Origin of the sequence: Brachyspira hampsonii (assembly GCF_001746205.1) — a bacterium.
GTDB lineage: Bacteria > Spirochaetota > Brachyspiria > Brachyspirales > Brachyspiraceae > Brachyspira > Brachyspira hampsonii_B.
The window spans coordinates 94,223-113,731 of record NZ_MDCO01000012.1 but is presented as its reverse complement, the minus strand read 5'-3'; the positions used below and the strand labels follow the sequence as shown (position 1 = coordinate 113,731).

The 19,509-nt window shown below is 29.1% G+C and carries 23 protein-coding genes; 18 read left to right on the top strand and 5 right to left on the bottom strand.

Going from position 1 to position 19,509, the window contains the following annotated elements; genetic code table 11:
• The first annotated feature begins 6 nt into the window (after positions 1-6).
• The 13 genes from rplO (at position 7) to BFL38_RS09470 (ending at position 8,681) form a co-directional block, all read left to right on the top strand.
• On the top strand, positions 7-498 hold the full coding sequence (gene rplO, locus BFL38_RS09525; protein WP_069726832.1) for a 50S ribosomal protein L15: 492 nt from the start codon (positions 7-9) through the stop codon (positions 496-498).
• An 11-nt stretch (positions 499-509) separates the two neighbouring features.
• Entirely contained in the window at positions 510-1,850 is a 1,341-nt protein-coding gene (gene secY, locus BFL38_RS09520; protein ID WP_069726831.1) for a preprotein translocase subunit SecY, read from the top strand.
• A 4-nt stretch (positions 1,851-1,854) separates the two neighbouring features.
• Positions 1,855-2,073 (top strand): translation initiation factor IF-1, encoded by a 219-nt coding sequence (infA, locus tag BFL38_RS09515; protein WP_008723414.1) that lies wholly within the window; start codon positions 1,855-1,857, stop codon positions 2,071-2,073.
• A gap of 24 nt (positions 2,074-2,097) precedes the next feature.
• Positions 2,098-2,214 (top strand): 50S ribosomal protein L36, encoded by a 117-nt coding sequence (rpmJ, locus tag BFL38_RS09510; protein ID WP_008723415.1) that lies wholly within the window; start codon positions 2,098-2,100, stop codon positions 2,212-2,214.
• A 22-nt stretch (positions 2,215-2,236) separates the two neighbouring features.
• Positions 2,237-2,626 (top strand): 30S ribosomal protein S13, encoded by a 390-nt coding sequence (gene rpsM, locus BFL38_RS09505; protein WP_008723417.1) that lies wholly within the window; start codon positions 2,237-2,239, stop codon positions 2,624-2,626.
• A 16-nt stretch (positions 2,627-2,642) separates the two neighbouring features.
• Complete coding sequence (gene rpsK / locus BFL38_RS09500; RefSeq protein WP_008723418.1) at positions 2,643-3,053, top strand: 30S ribosomal protein S11; 411 nt, start codon at positions 2,643-2,645, stop codon at positions 3,051-3,053.
• A gap of 39 nt (positions 3,054-3,092) precedes the next feature.
• A complete protein-coding gene (gene rpsD / locus BFL38_RS09495) occupies positions 3,093-3,719 on the top strand; it encodes a 30S ribosomal protein S4 (RefSeq protein WP_069726830.1) in 627 nt (208 codons plus the stop codon).
• Between the two features lie 30 nt (positions 3,720-3,749).
• Positions 3,750-4,724: a DNA-directed RNA polymerase subunit alpha gene (locus BFL38_RS09490; protein WP_008723424.1), complete on the top strand. Its 975-nt coding sequence runs from the start codon at positions 3,750-3,752 to the stop codon at positions 4,722-4,724.
• A 41-nt stretch (positions 4,725-4,765) separates the two neighbouring features.
• The gene (rplQ, locus tag BFL38_RS09485; RefSeq protein ID WP_069726829.1) at positions 4,766-5,152 is read left to right on the top strand and encodes a 50S ribosomal protein L17; all 387 of its coding nucleotides are present in this window, start codon (positions 4,766-4,768) and stop codon (positions 5,150-5,152) included.
• A 126-nt stretch (positions 5,153-5,278) separates the two neighbouring features.
• A complete protein-coding gene (rho, locus tag BFL38_RS09480; protein ID WP_069726828.1) occupies positions 5,279-6,781 on the top strand; it encodes a transcription termination factor Rho in 1,503 nt (500 codons plus the stop codon).
• Between the two features lie 23 nt (positions 6,782-6,804).
• Positions 6,805-7,206 carry a Smr/MutS family protein gene (locus tag BFL38_RS09475; protein ID WP_256097247.1) on the top strand — a complete coding sequence of 134 codons (402 nt, stop codon included), beginning with the start codon at positions 6,805-6,807 and terminating at the stop codon, positions 7,204-7,206.
• Positions 7,188-7,382, top strand: a complete 195-nt coding sequence (locus tag BFL38_RS15530) for a Smr/MutS family protein (protein ID WP_256097246.1) — start codon at positions 7,188-7,190, stop codon at positions 7,380-7,382. Before BFL38_RS09475 ends, BFL38_RS15530 begins: the two co-directional genes overlap by 19 nt.
• An 822-nt stretch (positions 7,383-8,204) precedes the next feature.
• Complete coding sequence (locus tag BFL38_RS09470) at positions 8,205-8,681, top strand: hypothetical protein (RefSeq protein ID WP_069726827.1); 477 nt, start codon at positions 8,205-8,207, stop codon at positions 8,679-8,681.
• An 83-nt stretch (positions 8,682-8,764) separates the two neighbouring features.
• Here the strand turns inward: BFL38_RS09470 and BFL38_RS09465 are convergent, their stop codons facing one another.
• From BFL38_RS09465 to fabZ, 4 genes are read right to left on the bottom strand one after another with little or no spacing between them, the layout of a single operon-like run.
• Positions 8,765-9,574: a hypothetical protein gene (locus BFL38_RS09465; RefSeq protein ID WP_069726826.1), complete on the bottom strand. Its 810-nt coding sequence runs from the start codon at positions 9,572-9,574 to the stop codon at positions 8,765-8,767.
• Positions 9,571-10,701: a lipid-A-disaccharide synthase gene (gene lpxB, locus BFL38_RS09460; protein WP_069726825.1), complete on the bottom strand. Its 1,131-nt coding sequence runs from the start codon at positions 10,699-10,701 to the stop codon at positions 9,571-9,573. The genes BFL38_RS09465 and lpxB overlap by 4 nt, the downstream gene beginning before the upstream one ends.
• A gap of 13 nt (positions 10,702-10,714) precedes the next feature.
• Positions 10,715-11,509 (bottom strand): acyl-ACP--UDP-N-acetylglucosamine O-acyltransferase, encoded by a 795-nt coding sequence (gene lpxA / locus BFL38_RS09455; protein ID WP_069727459.1) that lies wholly within the window; start codon positions 11,507-11,509, stop codon positions 10,715-10,717.
• A gap of 13 nt (positions 11,510-11,522) precedes the next feature.
• Entirely contained in the window at positions 11,523-11,987 is a 465-nt protein-coding gene (fabZ, locus tag BFL38_RS09450; RefSeq protein WP_008723440.1) for a 3-hydroxyacyl-ACP dehydratase FabZ, read from the bottom strand.
• Positions 11,988-12,993: 1,006 nt separating this feature from the next.
• Here fabZ and BFL38_RS14945 point away from each other — a divergent pair.
• Complete coding sequence (locus tag BFL38_RS14945) at positions 12,994-13,158, top strand: hypothetical protein (protein WP_256097245.1); 165 nt, start codon at positions 12,994-12,996, stop codon at positions 13,156-13,158.
• A gap of 203 nt (positions 13,159-13,361) precedes the next feature.
• On the opposite strand, the gene BFL38_RS09445 is transcribed toward BFL38_RS14945, so the two are convergent.
• A complete protein-coding gene (locus BFL38_RS09445) occupies positions 13,362-14,549 on the bottom strand; it encodes an iron-containing alcohol dehydrogenase (RefSeq protein ID WP_069726824.1) in 1,188 nt (395 codons plus the stop codon).
• Positions 14,550-14,766: 217 nt separating this feature from the next.
• On the opposite strand from BFL38_RS09445, the gene BFL38_RS09440 reads away from it, so the two are divergent.
• The 4 genes from BFL38_RS09440 (at position 14,767) to BFL38_RS09425 (ending at position 19,424) form a co-directional block, all read left to right on the top strand.
• The gene (locus tag BFL38_RS09440) at positions 14,767-16,761 is read left to right on the top strand and encodes an ankyrin repeat domain-containing protein (RefSeq protein WP_069726823.1); all 1,995 of its coding nucleotides are present in this window, start codon (positions 14,767-14,769) and stop codon (positions 16,759-16,761) included.
• 240 nt (positions 16,762-17,001) lie between these two features.
• On the top strand, positions 17,002-17,532 hold the full coding sequence (gene hslV, locus BFL38_RS09435; RefSeq protein WP_008723464.1) for an ATP-dependent protease subunit HslV: 531 nt from the start codon (positions 17,002-17,004) through the stop codon (positions 17,530-17,532).
• Positions 17,533-17,534: 2 nt separating this feature from the next.
• Positions 17,535-18,896, top strand: coding sequence for an ATP-dependent protease ATPase subunit HslU (gene hslU / locus BFL38_RS09430; RefSeq protein ID WP_069726822.1), 1,362 nt, complete (start codon positions 17,535-17,537; stop codon positions 18,894-18,896).
• A 75-nt stretch (positions 18,897-18,971) separates the two neighbouring features.
• A complete protein-coding gene (locus BFL38_RS09425; RefSeq protein ID WP_008723468.1) occupies positions 18,972-19,424 on the top strand; it encodes a bacteriohemerythrin in 453 nt (150 codons plus the stop codon).
• Positions 19,425-19,509: the final 85 nt, after the last annotated feature.

Here is a 19,509-nt window from a genome sequence, read left to right as displayed (position 1 = left end):
TTAAAAATGGCACAAGAAAATACAAAAATATTAAGAGCTCCTAAGGGATCTAGTAAAAAACGTCATAGAGTAGGACGCGGACAAGGTTCTGGTTGGGGCTGTACTGCAGGCAGAGGTGATAAAGGTGCTCAGTCTCGTGCCGGTTACAGCAGAAGAGCTGGTTTTGAAGGCGGACAAATGCCTTTACATAGAAGAATCCCTAAAAGCGGATTTACTAATGCAGCTTTCAAAAAATGTGTTAATATTATCAATGTAGGTGATTTAGATTCTATAGGCGGTAATGAAATCACAAGAGAAACTTTACTTAAAATGGGTTTCTTATCATCTAAAAGAGATTATATTAAACTTCTTTCTATGGGTGAAGTAAAAAATGCTGTTACTATAACAGTTGATATGGCTAGTAAAAAAGCTATAGAGAAAGTTGAGAAATCAGGCGGTAAAGTTATAATACATGAACGCAAAAAATATATTAGAAAAAAAGAAGATAAAAAGTCTTAAGGTAGATTATAATGTTTAAATCGTTTGCTAATATATTTAGAGTACAAGAATTAAGAAGCAGAATCTTATTTACTGTTATTGCTATATTAGTTTATAGAATAGGAAGCCATATTCCTACACCTGGTATAGATCCTACAGCTCTTTTAGGTTTTTTGTCCTCATCTCAAGGCGGAGGAGGACTTTTGACTATAATGGATTTATTTTCAGGCGGTGCTTTATTTAGATTTTCTATATTAGCACTTGGTATTATGCCTTATATTTCTGCTTCTATTATAATGCAGCTTCTTGGCGTAGTAATACCCGCACTCGAAAGAATGCAAAAAGAAGGTGAAAGCGGTCGTAAAAAGATAAATCAGTATGTTAGATATCTAACTCTTGTTCTTTGTATAGTACAATCTGCAGCTATGGCTAGTTGGATTCAGAGTATAAATGAAGGTGCTATGATATTTATGGATCCCGGAATAGGTTTCATACTTCTCGTAGTTGTAACAGCTACTGCTGGTACCATGTTCTTGATGTGGCTAGGTGACCAGATTACAGAACGCGGCCTTGGTAACGGTATATCTGTTATAATTTTTGCCGGTATTGTTGCTCGTATTCCTGCTGGTGTGTATGATGTTATACAAAAGAGAGAAAGTGAATATTTGAATTCTTTGGTTATAGTTCTTTTCTTTATAATTTTCGCAATAGTTATATTTTGTGTAGTTTATGAAGAAAGCGGACAAAGAAGAATTCCTGTTCAGTATGCTAAAAGAGTTGTAGGCAGAAAAGTATTCGGAGCTCAATCAACTCATATACCTTTCAAGATCAATCCTTCTGGCGTAATTCCTATAATATTTGCTTCAGCTTTAATGGCGATTCCTGCACAAATAGCTAGCTTAACTAGAGGAGTTCAATGGAGATGGCTTGATGCTTTGCTTAGATTCTTCTCTTATGGAAGCTGGGCATACATAATTCTTTATTGTTTATTAGTTATAATGTTTGCCTATGTTTATACATCAGTACAATTCAATCCTGATGATATAGCAGAGAATCTTAAAAAATCTGGAGGTTTTATACCTGGATACAGACCTGGTACTCAAACTGCAGAATATCTTAAAACAGTATTAAGCAGAATAACTATAGGCGGATCAATATTCTTGGCAGCTATAGCAGTATTTCCAGATTTAATGTCTAAGATCCCTATATTTGCTCCTTTCAGAGGTACAAATAATTCTCTTGTTTATTTGATGGGAGGAACATCTGTAATGATTAGTGTTAGTGTTGCTGTTGAGTTATTAAAACAAATAGAATCCTATTTGCAAATGCATAACTATGACGGTATATTAAAGAAATCTAAGGCGAGAAGGTAATAATATGGCTGATAGAGGAACTATAGAAATAGAAGGTACTGTAGTAGAGCCGCTTCCAAATGCTACTTTTAGAGTAGAGTTAGAAAATGGTCATAAGATATTGGCTCATATATCAGGTAAAATGCGTATGAATTTTATCCGCATACTTCCTGGAGATAAAGTAACTATAGAAATGTCTCCCTATGATTTGACAAAGGGCAGAATAATTTATCGTTATAAGTAATAAATTAAATGGAGATTAGTTACAATGAAAGTAAAAAGTTCTATAAAAAAACGTTGTAATGACTGCCAAATAGTTAAGAGAAAAGGCGTCGTTAGAGTTATATGTAAGAAAAACCCAAGACATAAACAAAAACAGAAGTAATTAATTTAAGGAGATAATTAATATGGCACGTTTAATGGGTGTTGAAATAAGAAACAATAAAAGAATAGAAATAGCCCTTACTGATATATACGGTATAGGTCGCACTCTTGCTCATGTTATTTGTGATAAAGCTAATATAGATTATTCTATTAAAGCTAAAGATTTAACAGATGCACAAATTACTGCTTTAAGAGATGCTATAGAAGCCACTACTAAGGTAGAAGGTGATTTACGAACAGAACTTTATAATAATATAAAACGTTTGAAAGATATTCACTCATACCGCGGAATGCGTCATATTAAGAGGCTTCCTGTACATGGTCAACGCACTCGTACTAACTCTCGTAATGCTAGAGGCGGCGGTGCAAGAAAAGCTATTGCTGGTAAGAAAAAAGCACCAGGTAAAAAATAATTAATGGGGGAGAATAGTGGCTACTCAAAAAGGTAAAAAAACTCTAAAAGATAAAAAAATTAAAAAAGATAGAAAAGTTGAAGCTTTTGGTATAGTACATATAAAGGCTAGTTTTAATAATACAATAGTTACTATAACAGATAGAAACGGAGACACTTTATCATGGGCTAGTGCTGGTTTAGATGGAGATTACAAAAGCAGTAAAAAATCTACTCCTTTTGCAGCTCAGGTTGCTAGTGAAAAAGCATCTAAAAAAGCTTATGAAATGGGTGTTAGAGAAGTAGAAGTTTATGTTAAAGGTCCTGGAATGGGAAGAGAAAGTTCTATTAGAGCTGTTGAAGCATCAGGACTTAAAGTTAAACTTATTAAGGACGTTACTCCAATGCCTCATAACGGCTGCCGTCCTAGAAAAAGAAGAAGAATATAATATTTGTATTTAAGTAGTATTAATAGGAGATAAATAATTATGGCAAGATATAGAGATGCTAGTTGTAGATTATGTCGCCGTGAAAAAATGAAACTTATGTTGAAAGGTGATAGATGTCTTACTGCTAAATGTGCTATAACAAAAAAGAGAGATGTACCTGGTCCTGCTAACCGTAAAATGAAACAGTTATCAGAATATGGTATTCAGATGAGAGAAAAACAGAAAGTTAAACGTATTTACGGCGTTTTAGAAAAACAGTTTAGAAATTATTATCATGAAGCGATTCGTGTAGCTGGTGTATCCGGTGAAAACTTACTTAGATTATTAGAACTTCGTTTGGATAATGTTGTTTACAGACTTGGTTTTGCTAAAAGCAGAAGTCAAGCTAGACAATTTATAGCTCATGGTTTTATAGCAGTTAATGCTAAGGGAATGACTATTCCTTCTTATTGCGTTAAAGTAGGTGATAAAATTTCTTTCACTGATAGAGGTAATGCAATAGCTGAAGTAAAAACTATAATAGAAGGTTTAAAAAGCGAATATGTTCCTGCATGGTTAACTTTGGATCTTTCTAGTAAAACAGGGGAAATAGTTACTTTGCCTATAAGGGAGCATATAGAGTATCCTATTAATGAACAGCTCATTATTGAGTATTATTCTAAGTAATGGAACTCTTTTATAAGGGGTATTTTAAGAATGGCATTAAAAGAAATATTAGAATCTATTAGACATCCTCATAGAGTTACTTTTGAAAAAAAAGATTTAACTCCTACTTATGGTAAATTTATAGCTCAGCCTTTTGAGAGAGGATATGCGGTAACTGTTGGTAATGCTTTAAGAAGAGTACTATTATCTTCTATACCTGGTTATGCTATTACTACTATCAAAATAGATGGTGTTAGCAATGAATTTGAAAATGTTCCTGGAATGAAAGAAGACACAATTGTTATGATTATGCATCTTAAAAATGTTGTAGTTTCTCTTCCTACTCATTTGGATACTAAAACTATTCATATGAAAAAAGAAGGTCCTTGTGTTATTACTGCTAAAGATTTAGTGGCTGATGATACTGAAGCTCAAGTGCATAATCCTGATTATTATATAGCAACAATTGCTGAGGGATATACTTTTGAGATGGATATTCAAATTGAAGGCGGATATAGTTATGTGCCTGCTGAAATGAATATTGAGTTATTAGAAGATATTAATGCTATAGCTATAGATGCTATTTATTCTCCTATTGTAAGTGTAAAATATAATGTTGATCCTATAAGAGTAGGTCAGCGTATAGATTATGGAAAACTTACTCTTGAGATAGAAACTAAAGGAAATATAGCTCCTGATAAGGCTTTATCCCAAGCTGCTAAAATTTTAAGAGATAATTTAAAGCATTTTATGGATCCTGAAGAGGCTAATGGAGACGATGAAAAAATAGAGGAAACTCCTAAAGATTCTGTGCTTGATTCTCTTAAGGGTAAGCATATTGAAGAGGTGGAATTCTCTGTTAGAACTGCTAATTTCTTAATGGCTTCTGATCTTAAAACTTTAGATAAAGTTGCTGTAAAAACTGATGCCGATTTGTTGAGACTTATAGGTGCTAATGAAATGATTATTGAAGAAATCAAAGAAAAATTAGCAGAGTATAATGCTCATCTTGGTATGAGAGGATAAGAGAATAATATAAAAGTTAATAAACTTTCAAGGATAGTAAAATGAGACATAGAGTTACAGTAAAAAAATTTAATAGAACAAGTGCACATAAAAAAGCTATGCTTTCTAATATGCTTACTTCTCTTTTTAAATATGAAAAAATAGAAACTACTAAAGAAAAAGGAAGAGCTATTAAGCAATTAGCTGATAAAATAATATATAGAGCTAAAGTTGATAATGTTCATAATAGAAGAACTGCAGCAAAGTATATTAAAGATGAAACAGTACTTGCTAAACTTTTTAAAGATATAGCTCCTAGATATGCTGGTAAAAACGGCGGTTATGTAAGAAAAATTTTATCATATAAGAGATTCGGAGATGCAGCTGACATGTGTGTTGTTATGCTTTGCGAATCTGATGGCACTTCTGCTAAAACTGAAAATAAATAATAAATAAAAAATAAATTAAATCAAGTTTATAAATCTAATATAAGCAATTAAGATAAATATTATCATATAGTTATAGCGAATATTCGCTATAACTTGTTATGATTATACTTTATCGGAGGAATTATTATGCCTTTTCCAACTAAAAAACGTGTAAAACTATCTAATGAAAATGAAGAGATTGAAGCATCTGCAGCTCAGCCAAAAAAAGTTGTTAGAAAAAAAGTTGTAAAGCAAGTTGTTTCTGAAGCTAATGAGGAAAATACAAATAATATCGAAACTGTACAGGAAAAATGTGAATTGGCTAAGGATATAGAGGATAATAATAATGAGGTAAAAGAATTAAAAAGACCTCATGATATACTTTATATTAGCAAATTAAGTGTTTTAACTTTTGAAGAGTTATTAGAATTTGCTGAAACTTATGGCATAAAAAAAGATACCGGAAACAATATCAGAAGACAGGAACTTATGCATGCTATATTGAAAGCCCAGATTGCTTTGGAAGGAAAAATAGTTGCTGAAGGTACTTTAGAAACTTTGCAAGATGGTTTTGGTTTCTTGCGTTCAAAAAATAGTAATTATTTAGTAGGACCTGATGATATATATATTTCTCCTGCTCAGATAAGACTTTTTGGGCTTAGAACAGGTGATTTAATTACAGGAGAGGTTAGACCTCCTAAAGATAATGCTGGTGAGAAATTTTTTGCTTTACTTAGAATAGAATCGGTTAATGGAGAAGAACCTAATAATTTATATAAAAGACCGCATTTTGACAAATTAACTCCAATTTTTCCTAATGAGCGTATAAATTTAGAGTTTGCACCTAATAAAATATCTACTCGTATTATTAATCTTGTTTCTCCTATAGGTAAAGGTCAAAGAGGATTAATAGTAGCACCTCCTAAAGCCGGTAAAACTATGATGCTTCAGGAAATTGCTAATGCTATATGCCAAAATTATCCTGATATTAAACTTTTCATTCTTCTTATAGATGAGCGTCCTGAAGAAGTTACTGATATGAGAAGACAAGTACCTGAAGCTGAAGTTATAGCATCTACTTTTGATGAAACCCCTGATAAACATTGTCAGGTTTCTGAAATGGTGCTTGAAAAGGCTAAAAGATTAGTTGAAAATAAACATGATGTTGTTATAATACTTGATTCCATTACAAGACTTTCAAGGGCTTATAACTTAGTAGTTCCTGCAAGCGGTAAAGTTTTAACAGGAGGGGTTGATTCTAATGCACTTCATAAGCCAAAAAGATTCTTTGGTGCTGCTCGTAATATAGAAGAAGGCGGTTCTCTTACTATAATTGCTTCTGCTTTAGTTGATACAGGAAGTAAGATGGATGATTATATTTATGAAGAGTTCAAAGGTACAGGAAATATGGAGCTTCATTTAGACAGAAAACTTGCTAATAGAAGGCTTTTCCCTGCTATTGATATTGATTCTTCTTCTACTAGGAGAGAGGATTTACTTCTCACTGAGGAAGAAAAAAATAAAATGTGGGCATTAAGAAAATATATGCAGTCTCAGGGTATAGATGAAGATCAGTTAATAGAAACTGTTATTGATAAAATGAATTCTACTAAAGATAATGCTGAGTTCTTAAAATTATTAAATTCATAAATATTTTTTAGGATTTTATCAATATGTCAAAAAACTCTGAGGAAGAAAGAAGATTATTTGAATTCTATTTAGAGCATGGATATTTTCCTGATGAGTTTAATAATAAAAAAGAAAATATAAAAAAAGAAATTAATAATGATAAAATTCAAAAAGAAAATAATCTTAATAAAGAAAATAAAAGTAATTCAAAAAAAGAATTAGCATATACTAAAGAAGATGAGGAAATGTTTTTAAATGCAATTGAAAATCTAGATTGCACTAATCATTCTAAAAAGTCTATTTATGATAGAAAGGTAAATACAAAATTCAAGCCAAATATAAAAAATGCAGTTCCAAAAGAAAAGCTTGATTTACATGGACTTACAAGTGAAAGGGCATTAATAGAAATTAAGCATTTTATTTATGAATGCAAAAAAATAAGATAAGCCCTATCCTCATAATACATGGCAAAGGTTTTGGAAGCCAAAATAGGATACCTGTTTTAAAAAATTTAGTTGAATATTATTTAGTAACGGAAGGAAAGAATCATATCAAATATTTTTCTGATGCTCCTATAAACCTTGGAGGAAGCGGTGCTAAAATAATTTATCTTGATATATAAGATATTCCTTTTTTAATTTATTTTAAATCCCACCCTATATATTTATTGATTAGTTTAAAATATTTAATTAATTTTTCTTTTTAACTTATTTTTAAATTATAATACCCACCCAAATTCTATTTATCTTTTTTATTATCTTACCGCACGCAGAGCAAAGTTATAAATATATATTTATTAATAATTAGAAACTTATTATATATAAAATTTTATTAACCGTGCGTTAAATAGATTTTAAATCTAAAAATAACTTGGGCGGGTGCTTTATTTTCTAATAGAATTGAAAATATAAATTAATTTTTATATCTATGTAAAATTATCAAGTATAAAGGGCGTGGTATGTATATAAATTTTATTATCAAAATACAAAATAGTTTTATTTATATAAAAAATTTCTAGAATTAATATGTTTTTGTAAATAAAATGATTATTTTATATGAAAATCTTATTGACTTTATAATAATTTATTTTATAATAACAAAAAATATAAAAAGGGTAAAAAATGCATTATTTAGCTGATATACATCGCATCGCATCGCATCGCATCGCATCGCATCGCATCGCATCGCATCGCATCTAATATATCTATTTAATTTTTATTCTTTATTTTTTAATTTCATATCTATATTATTATCTTTTATTAATGATCAAATATTTGTATTTATCTCATTGATAAATCATATACATAAAAAATATATTTCTATAAGCACTAATGTTGAATATGTAGCGTTAAATAATAGATCTAGCTATTTATCTCATAAAGCCAAAAAAATTAAAGGTGCTATGGGATATATTATAAATTTTTTATTTAAGGAGTGTTCTATTATGAACAAAAAATTGTTTAAATTATTTTTACTAGTTGCTTCATTTTCTCTTTTTGCTGTAAGTTGTGCTAATAAAAGCACAGAGCCAGAAAAGGATAATGGAAAGACTATCACTGTAGCTAAAGTTTTAGAAGTTTTAAAAAGTGTACCTAAGCTTGAAGTTGGAGGAGAAACTTGGGATTTTTCTGCTATTACAGATCTCAACAGCATTCCTAGATTAACTTCAAGTACTTCTGGAAATGCTGCAATGTCTGATGTAATGAATGCTTTAATAGCAGGTGCTGGTCCTATATTAGAGAAAAATGGCATAATCGCAAGTAATCCTAAAGTAAGTGGTGGTAATTCTGGAACTAAAAATCCTTTAACTGTAAGTCTTAGTGTTGGGTTAGCAGATGGATATTCCGCTGATCAAGAAGTACAAAAAATATTTGCTAATGGTTTGACACTAGAATTAATTCCATCAGGTAATTGGAAATAATTTTTTAAATTAAAATCTGCCTCATATAATTTATTATATGGGGCTTTTTTATTATAGTTACTATAGACGGATTCTAATTATAATTAGTATTTATTATATACCACAAGAGTAAATTCTTTTTTGATAGGCAGTATTAATTTTGAATGAGTTTTATGATTTTCATCGTATATTTTTAAATGAGTATGAGGTTCTAAATTCTGATTAAAAAGTCTCAAATCGCATAATGCAAGTCCAAATCCTGCACTTTCTGTATTATCCAATTGTTCCATAAAAAATTTTTCTACTAAATTATTTTTATAATATTCTTTAAATGTTAATCTTTTAGAGTCTATTCTTGTTCTGCTAATCATTGTGAGAGGGGCATCATTTATTATTTCAAATTCTATGTTATTTTTATTGAATTTAACTACTAATGTTATAGTAAGTTTATTATTGCATATTAATAATTTTGAATATTTATTATCATCAATTTCGATATTATTATCAATATCTTTGATGAGCTGCTTCTCTAATTTTATGAATTCTTTTAATTGTTTCATAGTTTCTTCATCTTTCAATATATTTGAATATTCACTCATTATATCATAATCATTAAAGTATTCTTTATTTTCTATTTTTTTTATAAAATCAGGAAATTTTTCTATTAAAGTATTGATAGTAATAACATGAAGATATCTAGCTTTTATTGCATTTGAAATAAGCTCCATTATAATATAATGTGCATCATTTGTATATTTGGTTATATTATATTTTTTTAAAATTTCTTCCAAAATGAAATTTATTTTTTGTTTAGAATTACTGTCAAGCCAGGTAATATTAAATTTGATAGGCTCTTTTTTATGATTTTTTATATATTTTTTTATTTCTTCTATATCAGTTTTAGAATCTATCATGATTTTATAATCTCTTTTGCTATACGATCAAGTACATTTTTTTCACCTAAAGTTTCTCTCACTCTAAGTAAATTATTGCTTACTTTTTTATAGTATTCTTTATCGGTTAAATATTTTATAATATGACTTGTAATAGCATTTGGATTGCAGTCATTTTGCAAAAGTTCAGGAGCAGCTTCCTCATTAAGAAGCACATTAGGCATTCCAACATATTTTATGTTTGTAAATAATTTTCCAAGCAGGAAAGTTATAAATGATATTTTATAGCATATAACCATAGGCTTTCCATAGCAGGCAGCCAAAAGACTAGCTGTTCCGCTTGACATTATTAAGGCATCGGAATAAGAATAAACATAATCCTTATCATCACCGCATAATAATGAATATGAAACATTTTCTAATAAATTTTTATAATTATCTAGAATTTTTTCTATAGGTTCTTTATATTCAGGATATGCTATAGGTATTACGAATCTTATATTTGAAGAAAGCATATCATTAAGCATCTTCATAGATTTTATAAATACAGGTGCTAACTTTTTTATTTCCTGATTTCTGCTTCCGAATAGAACCCCAACAGTATATTCTTTTTTAGGCATATCTAATTCAGGCACCTTTCTATTATAATCCAAATCAGCAAAAGGGTGTCCGCTATACATTACATCACAGCCGAATTTTTTATATACTTCATAATCAAATAGGAAAGGAGTAATGATTTTTTTAGCAGAAAGAAGCCTTTTAGCATTCCAAGCTCCCCATATACCTACATGCGGCGGAAAATAATATATATAATTTATATTATTAGCCTTACAATATTTTGCTAATAGTAGATTTACCCCTTGATTATCAACAAGAAGCATAATGTCAACTTTATTATTTTTTAAATACTCTTTTAATCGGTTAAAAGCACCAAGATTTTTGAAAGCCACTTTAGGATTTGCCCCTTCAAATATTCCTATAGTTGATAAAGTAGACATATCCGATAATATATTAACATTGGCTTTTTGCATTTCAACGCCGCCGAAACCATCTAATATAATATTAGGATCCAACTCTTTTATTTTTCTTGCTAATAAGGCACCTTGAATGTCGCCCGATACTTCACCTGTAGCTATAAATATTCTCATAACTTATTTTGTTTTATACAGTTTTTTTAGGAGTTATTCCTCTTCTAGCTTTGGATATAAACACTACAATATCTCTAGCTATAGGATTTAATGAAGTGTCATTTAAATATGTATCTAAAAACTCTTGTTTTGTTTTATTCCAATTAAACCACATATCATAAGCTTCTTCAGCTTGGGATATTTGTTCTGATGTGAATCCGGCCCTTCTCATACCAACTAAATTAAGCTTATAAATAATAGCTTCACCTGCATGAGCAGTTAATGCAAATGGGAGTATATCTCTTCCAACAGCTGACATACCGCTTATCATAGCATACTGTCCTATAGCACAAAATTGATGTATTACACAGTTTCCTGATATAAAAGCACCTTTTTCTACTCTGACATGTCCTGCCACTAAAGCCCCATTACATATTATAACATTATCATTTATCTCACAGTCATGAGCAACATGCCCTGTAGCCATTATATAGCAGTTATTTTTTATAACAGTTTTAGCATTTTCTTTAGATGCCCTATGAAGATTAGCAAATTCTCTAATTTCATTTCCATCGCCTATTTCAAGGAAAGTTACTGTTTTTCTATCAAAATGTATGTCCTGAGGAAGATCCCCTATAACAGTATGATCATGTATTATATTGTTTTTGCCTATTGTTGTATATTCTTTTATTACAGAATGTGCTCCTATAGATGTATTTTCACCTATATTTACCTCGCCTTCTATAATGGCATAAGGTCCTATTTTTACATTATCTGCAATTTTAGCAGAATCAGAAATTATTGCTGTAGGATGTATATTATTATTCATTTTATTTCCTAATTTATTTTTCAATTTTCATGGCTTCTTTATCAACTAAGAATAACCCTAAATCTCCAGAGCATGCCAATTTATCATTAACTTTAACTTCGCCATGTGTCTTAAGCAGATTATTGCTGAATGCTTCAACGGTAACAAACATGTCCATAACATCTCCCGGTATTACAGGATTTTTAAATTTTACATTATCTATCTTTGCAAAGAACATGAATTTTTTACCATATTCGTCAGGCTTTAAAATTTTTGTATAGCAGTAAATACCAGAAGTCTGAGCCAATGCCTCAATCATTAAAACCCCCGGCATAATAGGACTTTCAGGGAAATGTCCTGTAAACTGCGGTTCATTAAAAGTTATATTTTTTATAGCATGTATTTTTCCTTCTTCAACGCTTTCTACTCTATCAACTAGTAAGAAAGGATATCTATGAGGTAATAATTCCATTATTTTATTTATATTAATTTTTTCCATTTATAATAAATCCTTCAAGTTAGTTTAAAAATTATACCATATAACAATAAAGTTACAAGTATAAAAATATTTTGTATTAATATATTTTTACGCTTAAAAAATATATTTTATTTTAAGAATATATATAAAAAATAATTTTAATTACTTAATAAAATTATAGATTAAGTAATTAAAATTTAGCTTATTGCCAAAATTTTACACATAATTAATTTGTTATAAAGTTATTTTAGTGCATGTAAAATATAATTTTATTATTTAGTTTGATAAACATATATTACAAAAGAATTTTGATTATGATTATATCATGAGATATTAATATACTTATAGAAAATATAATCAAATCATTAGAGGATATATATAAAAGATTATTGTTTTGTGTATTATAAAATAAAAAAGGAAAAGCTATCTTTATGAAATAGTTATATGTTTTTATGAAATTTAAAAGTTTTTTGGTATATGATAAAACTTTCATTATATTTAACTTAGATATTAGCAAGAGATGAAAACTATTTTGATTAAGCTGTAAATATATTAGAAAAAATACTTAAGCTTCTAGATACTGATTATTAAAAAGGCATTTGGAAAATTTGATGAAGATTCTCGAAAAATCTAACTTAGAGATAAATATAAATTGTCTTATAATTTAAGTAAAAAGTGATGTATATGATATTTTTTAAGAAAATAATTTAACTTATTTAAGAAAGTTTATAAAATGATAGAGTATCAAGTTTCTGGTATTTATTTTAAGAGTTTATTTATTATTTTTTGACTTTGTTTTTAGGCTTTATGCTTATAAATAGCTCTTTGAAATTAAATATAATATTTAATTTATTTTTTTTATTTTTGTATAAAAAATAATAATTAAATTTAAATAAGCTAAATATGTCTATTAACTTTTTTCTAATAAAAGTAATCTCAATACTGTTAGCTATATAGTGAGTAGTCTATTTAATTTACGATAATAGTATTACTCTAATAATTAGAGTGAATAAGAATATCTTAGAGTTTGACAAGCAGATTATTTAATGAATTTGAAGAGCATATTATAAAAAATAAGAAGTATGATAAATATGTATGTGATAATGCAAATATTATAGGAATAACATACAATCAAATGGCTAGATTTAAATTATATGAATTAGATGACATTTACAATTATAAATATACTTAATGTTGCTGTATCGAGAATAAAAAAGAAACTGTATATGGTTGGAATGTCTAGGTATTGTAATGGAGTTGATATACTTAAAAATATATATTTATCTTCAAAGGTTTTAATTTAGATTGAAATATCAGTTAAGTCAATTTAATTACTAATGTATTTATTGTATAGTAATTAAATTGACCATTAATAAAAAAATAAGTTATAAAACATTAAATATTAGCCATTTTGAAAATATTATAAACATCTTCTTTATTTAAAGCTCTAAAATGTTTAAACTCAAGTTTACCGTCTTTAATGCATCTTCTTGTTAAATCTTGTAAAACTTCTTCGCTTTGCACTCCAATACCTAATTCTGTAAAGTTAGTAGGCATGTTTATTTGTTTAAAATAATCTATAGTTTTTTCTATACCTTTAAGACCTGTATCATCATCAATATTCCAAACATTTTTTGAGTATTGAATGAATCTTTGTCTTTTATCTTTTAAGCAGTATTTAGCCCAGTGTCCCCACATAGCAGAAAGACTTGCTCCATGTGCTACATCAAATTTTGCACTTAATTCATGCCCGAATTTATGAACTATAAAATCAAAAGTAAGCCCTAAACCTGTTAAAGTATTATGAGATAAACTTCCGCACCACATAAGCTCGCTCATAGCATCATAATTAGTTTTATCTTTCATGGCTATTAAACCGTTTTTGAATATTGTTTTTAAAACTGCTTCAGCAATTGCATCTGTAGTTTGATTATTGTCTCCATTTACAGAGCCTTCACTATCTCCGAAATATCTGTCGAATGTATGCATAAGCATGTCTGATATTCCGCATGCCACTTGGTAATATGGTAAAGTAAAAGTGAGGCATGGATTCATTATAGCAAATTTAGGACGATTAAATTCTGTAGGAAGTCCTCTTTTATCTAGAGTTTCTTCATTAGTAAGTACAGCAGAATTACTAGTTTCACTTCCTGCAGCAGAAATTGTCAGTATGCAGCCTATAGGTATGCTTTTTTCTACATTTTTTACTCTAGTCCAAAAAACCCATATATCAATATTAGGATTAGATGCCCCATGTGCTATTGCTTTGGCTGTATCTATAACGCTTCCGCCTCCTACTGCAAGTATAAAATCGGCATTAAAATCTATTGCTTTTTTTACTCCCTCTCTTGCATGAGAAAGCGTTGGATTAGCTCTCACATTGCCGAATAATTCATATTCTATATTAGAGTTTTTTAATATGTTTTCTACTTTATCAAGAAGTCCGCTTTCTTTTACGCTTTTTGTACCGTATACTACTAATACTTTTCGGCATCCTAGATTTTTTATTTCATTTCCTACAGTATTTTCTGTGTCTTTTCCAAATATTACTTTTGTCGGATTATTATATATAAAACTTTGCATATTTTCTTCCTTATTATGTTAGTATATATGATATTTTGTGCTAAAATAATATTATAATGATTTTAATTCATAATACAATATAAAAATAAAAATACTGCAAAAATATTTTCATTTTTTTAATAAAATTTTTTAAATATAAATTTTTTATTATACTTGATATTTATTTATTATCTAATATACTATGAATATTATTTATTTTGAGATTGGAGTATTAAAGGTGAGACATATTAGATTTTTAGTTATACTATTGACTTTTAGTTATTCTATATTCGCATTAACATCAAATGAAACTAATTTATTTAATGCAATTAATGAAAAAAATTCGGATAATGTATCAAATATATTGAATAACTCTGCAGATATAGATGTAAATGTACTAGATATGGAAGGGTATACTCCTTTACATAGAGCAGTTTATAATAAAGATTTAAATACTGTCAATGTTCTTTTGAAAAATGAAAATATAGATATTAATTCTAAATTAGATATGAAAGTAAGTATAGATGGTTGGTATCTAGGCGGTGCTACACCATTAATATTGGCTTCATATATTGGAGACACTAATATAGTTTCAGCTTTACTTGAGAATAATGCGGATATTAAAGCTAAAGATAATGTAGACGGCAGTATGGCTATACATATGGCTTCTGCTAATGGTAATAATGATGTAATAATGATGCTCCTTGCTAAAGATTCTTCTACTATAAATGATGTAGATAATAGAGGTAATACTCCATTACATTGGGCTGCTATGAAGGATAAGCCTGAAACTATTAAATTATTAATGGAAAATGGGGCGGATATAGAAGCTAAAGATGCAGACGGATGGACACCTTTACATTATGCTGCTGCTTTCTCCTCTCTTCAAACAGTACAGACACTTGTTGATTTAGGTGCTGACAAAATGAGCAAAACAAAGGACGGAAATGAGCCTGTATATTATGCTAAAGGTGATGATGTTAAGAATTATTTATCAGGAAATGATAATATAGTAAGAGAAGGTACTCCTGAAGATAATTTGGGCGGAGATGAAACTGTAGTAGCTGACAATAATACAGCAAATGAAAATAATGATACAGAAGAAACAACCGCAGAAGAGACTGAAGTTACTATTACAGATGTTGAGGTTGTTGATAATAATACAGAAGAGAATGCATCTGATGAAGAAGTTGTTAATACTGAATTAGATGTTAAACAGCTTGAGCTTTTAGTTGCTGTTAAAAATAATGATATAATAGCTTTAAATACTTTAATAAAAGAGGGGGTTAATCCTAATTTTGCAGATGAAAACGGATATACTCCTTTACATTTAGCGGTTATCAATAATAATTTGGATACAGTAGAAGCCTTACTTAATTATAAAGATATAAATAAAGAAGCAAAACTTCCTTATAAAGCTACTTTGGATAATTGGTATTTAGGCGGAGCCACTCCTTTAATAGTTGCTTCTTATGTGGGTAATGCTGATATAGTTTATACTTTAATAGAAGCAGGATGCGATATAAGGGCTAGAGATGATATAGATGGTGCTATGCCTATACATGTGGCTTCAGCAAATGGAAATGATGATACAGTTATATTATTATTGGAAAAAGATAAAACATTGGTAAATGAAGCTGATAAAAATGGAAATGATACACCATTACATTGGGCTGCTATGAAAAATAAGCCTTCTACAGTTAATGTACTTTTAAAATATAATGCTGATACAAAAATACAAAATTCTGATGGAAATACAGCTTTACATTATGCTGCTATGTATGCATCTTCTGATGTTATAAAAAATATAGTTAATGCTGATAAATCAAGTGTTAATATGGCAAATAATGAAAATATGTACCCTATACATTATGCTGCTTTAGAAAATAATGTTGATGCTTTAGTATCATTAGTTCAGGACGGAAAGGCAGATGTTAATATAAAAGATTCTAATAATGATACAGCCTTGCATTATGCTGCTGCTTATGGTAATATGGACAGCGTTATGTCATTAGTAGAAAAATGCTATGCTGATAAAACATTAAAAGACAGCGACGGATATACAGCTGCAGATTTAGCTTCAGATAATGGTTATAATAATATAGCTAATTATTTAAAAGGTGCTGCTTATGTACCTGCTGATAACAATCAAGATAATACAGATAATAATGGTCAGGAATTAATACTGCCTGAATACAATAAAAAGCCTAATTTGGATAAAAAATGGTGGTAATTTAATTTTATTATAATTGTGATTTTTAAGGCTTGGAATTTTCAGAAATTTCAAGCCTTTATTTATTCTTTTATCAAATTAAAGTGTTTTTTTAAGTGAATTATATTTCATAGAGTTTTAATAATATTGCTGTATATTTTATCTGCAAATAATATTAAAAAATAGTATAATAAAATTTGCAATAGAAATAAATATATAATACAATATAAGATAATATATTAATTGAGAGGAATAAAGAATATGTTTAAAGGCACTACAATATGTGCAGTATGCAGAGACGGAGTTACGGCAATAGCTGGAGACGGACAGGTTACATTGGGTGAAACCGTGATGAAGCCTAATGCAGTTAAATTAAGAAAATTATACGGTGGCAAAGTGATATCTGGTTTTGCAGGATCTACTGCCGATGCATTTACATTGTTTGAAAAATTTGAAAAAAGACTTCAGGAATTTTCAGGTGATTTGACCAGAGCAGCAGTTGAACTTGCACGCGAATGGAGAACTGATAAGATGCTTAGAAATTTGCAGGCTTTAATTATAGTAGCAAGCAAAGATAAAATGCTTTTACTTTCAGGTAACGGTGATGTTATAGAAAGTGAAAATAATATATTAGCTATTGGAAGTGGCGGTCAGTATGCTAAGGCGGCTGCTATGGCATTAAGTGAAAATACAGACCTTTCAGCTAAAGAAATAGCTAGAAAATCACTTGAAATAGCTTCTAAAATATGTATATACACTAACAGTAATATTTCTTTGGAGGTAATAGAATAAATATGTCATTTGATGCGAAATTAGAAAGCGAACTTACACCTAGAAAAATAGTAGATGCTTTAGATCAATATATAATAGGGCAGACAGAGGCTAAACGCTCCGTTGCTATAGCTTTGAGAAATAGATATAGAAGAAGACATTTGCCTGATGATTTAAAAGATGAGGTTGCTCCTAAAAATATCATTCTTATAGGACCTACAGGAGTTGGTAAAACTGAAATAGCCAGAAGACTTGCTAAATTAGTAAATGCTCCTTTTATTAAGGTTGAGGCTACAAAATATACTGAAGTTGGTTATGTAGGAAGAGATGTTGAGAGTATGGTAAGGGATTTAGTTAATGTTGCCATATTCGATTTAAAAACAGCCATGATGAAAGAAGTAGAGAAAGAGGCTACCGAAATAGCATTAGATAAATTAGCTAAATTGCTTCTTCCGTCTGTAAAAAAAGAAAATGATGAAAATATATCCGAAGAAGAGTCGGAAAAAAAGAAAAATGCCAGAGAACAGATAAAAAAGCGTATAGCTAATGGCGATTTTGATGAAAGTTATGTTGAAATAAAAATATCATCAGGAAATAATAGAATGTTTGGTATAATTCCGGGTATGGGATTTGAAGAAAGCGATATGATTCAGTCTATGGTTGGAAGCATTATGCCTTCAAATAAAAAACATAAACGTTTGAGAGTCAAAGAGGCTAAAAAATACTTAATTAATGAGGCTTCAGAATCCCTTATAGATATGGATAAGATTACCTCCGATGCTTTAAGTCTTACAGAAAATATGGGTATAATATTTTTAGATGAGATAGATAAAATTGCAAGCGGCAATAAAACAGATAGTGCAGATGTGGCTCGTCATGGTGTTCAAAGAGATTTGCTTCCTATAGTTGAAGGCACTACAGTTAATACAAGATATGGTCCTGTAAAAACTGATCATATACTATTTATAGCAGCTGGAGCTTTCCATATAAATAAACCTTCCGATTTGATACCGGAGCTTCAGGGAAGATTTCCTATAAGAGTTGAGTTAAAGGCTTTATCAAAAGATGATTTCAAAGATATACTCGTTAATCCTAAGAATGCAATAACAAAACAGTATCAGGAATTATTGAAAACAGAAGGTGTAACAATAGAATTTGATGAAGAAGCTTTATCAGCCATAGCCGATATAGCATATAATATAAACACCAATGTTGAAAATATAGGTGCCAGAAGGCTTTATACTATAATGGAAAAAGTTTTTGAGGAGATTTCTTTCAGTGCTGATGAACATAAGGGTGAATTTATAAAAATTAATGCCGATAATATAAAAGATGCTATGAAAGATATCGAAGATAATAGAGATATAAGCAGATATATATTATAGTTTTTTTATTTTAGTGTAGATTTTTTTATTATTTTTTATAATATAGTAAATATAATTAAAAATTGGAGTTTATAAATGGATAATAACAATGAACAAGAAAGTACCGTATTTATTAAATGGGTGCCTCTATATGAAACAAGGCATAAACTTATAGACAGTCAGCATAAAGAGCTTGTTAATATTGTTAATGAGCTTTATCTTGCCACTGTTGATAATAGTGCCAATACAAATGAAGCTTTTATTAAAGCTATAAAAAAATGTATAGACTATACTCAGTATCACTTCAAAACAGAAGAAAAAATAATGGATTTAATTAATTATTCAGATGCTGAAAATCATAAGGCTATGCATAAGAGTTTTTATTTGGAAATAGTTGATCAGATTAGAAAATACGAAGAAGGTCAGCCTTTTGTAGCTAATAAGTTTATTAAGTTCTTAAAAGATTGGCTTTTGGAGCATATAGGTTTCCAAGATAAAAAATTTGTAAACGAAATCAAAGAAGTTTTAAAGAAGAAAGAAGGTAATTGATAAAACAGTGTTAATATAATTTATAAACATCTGATGTTTATTGTTTTTTGTTGGAATAGTATTGTATAAAAAATATAGGATTTAT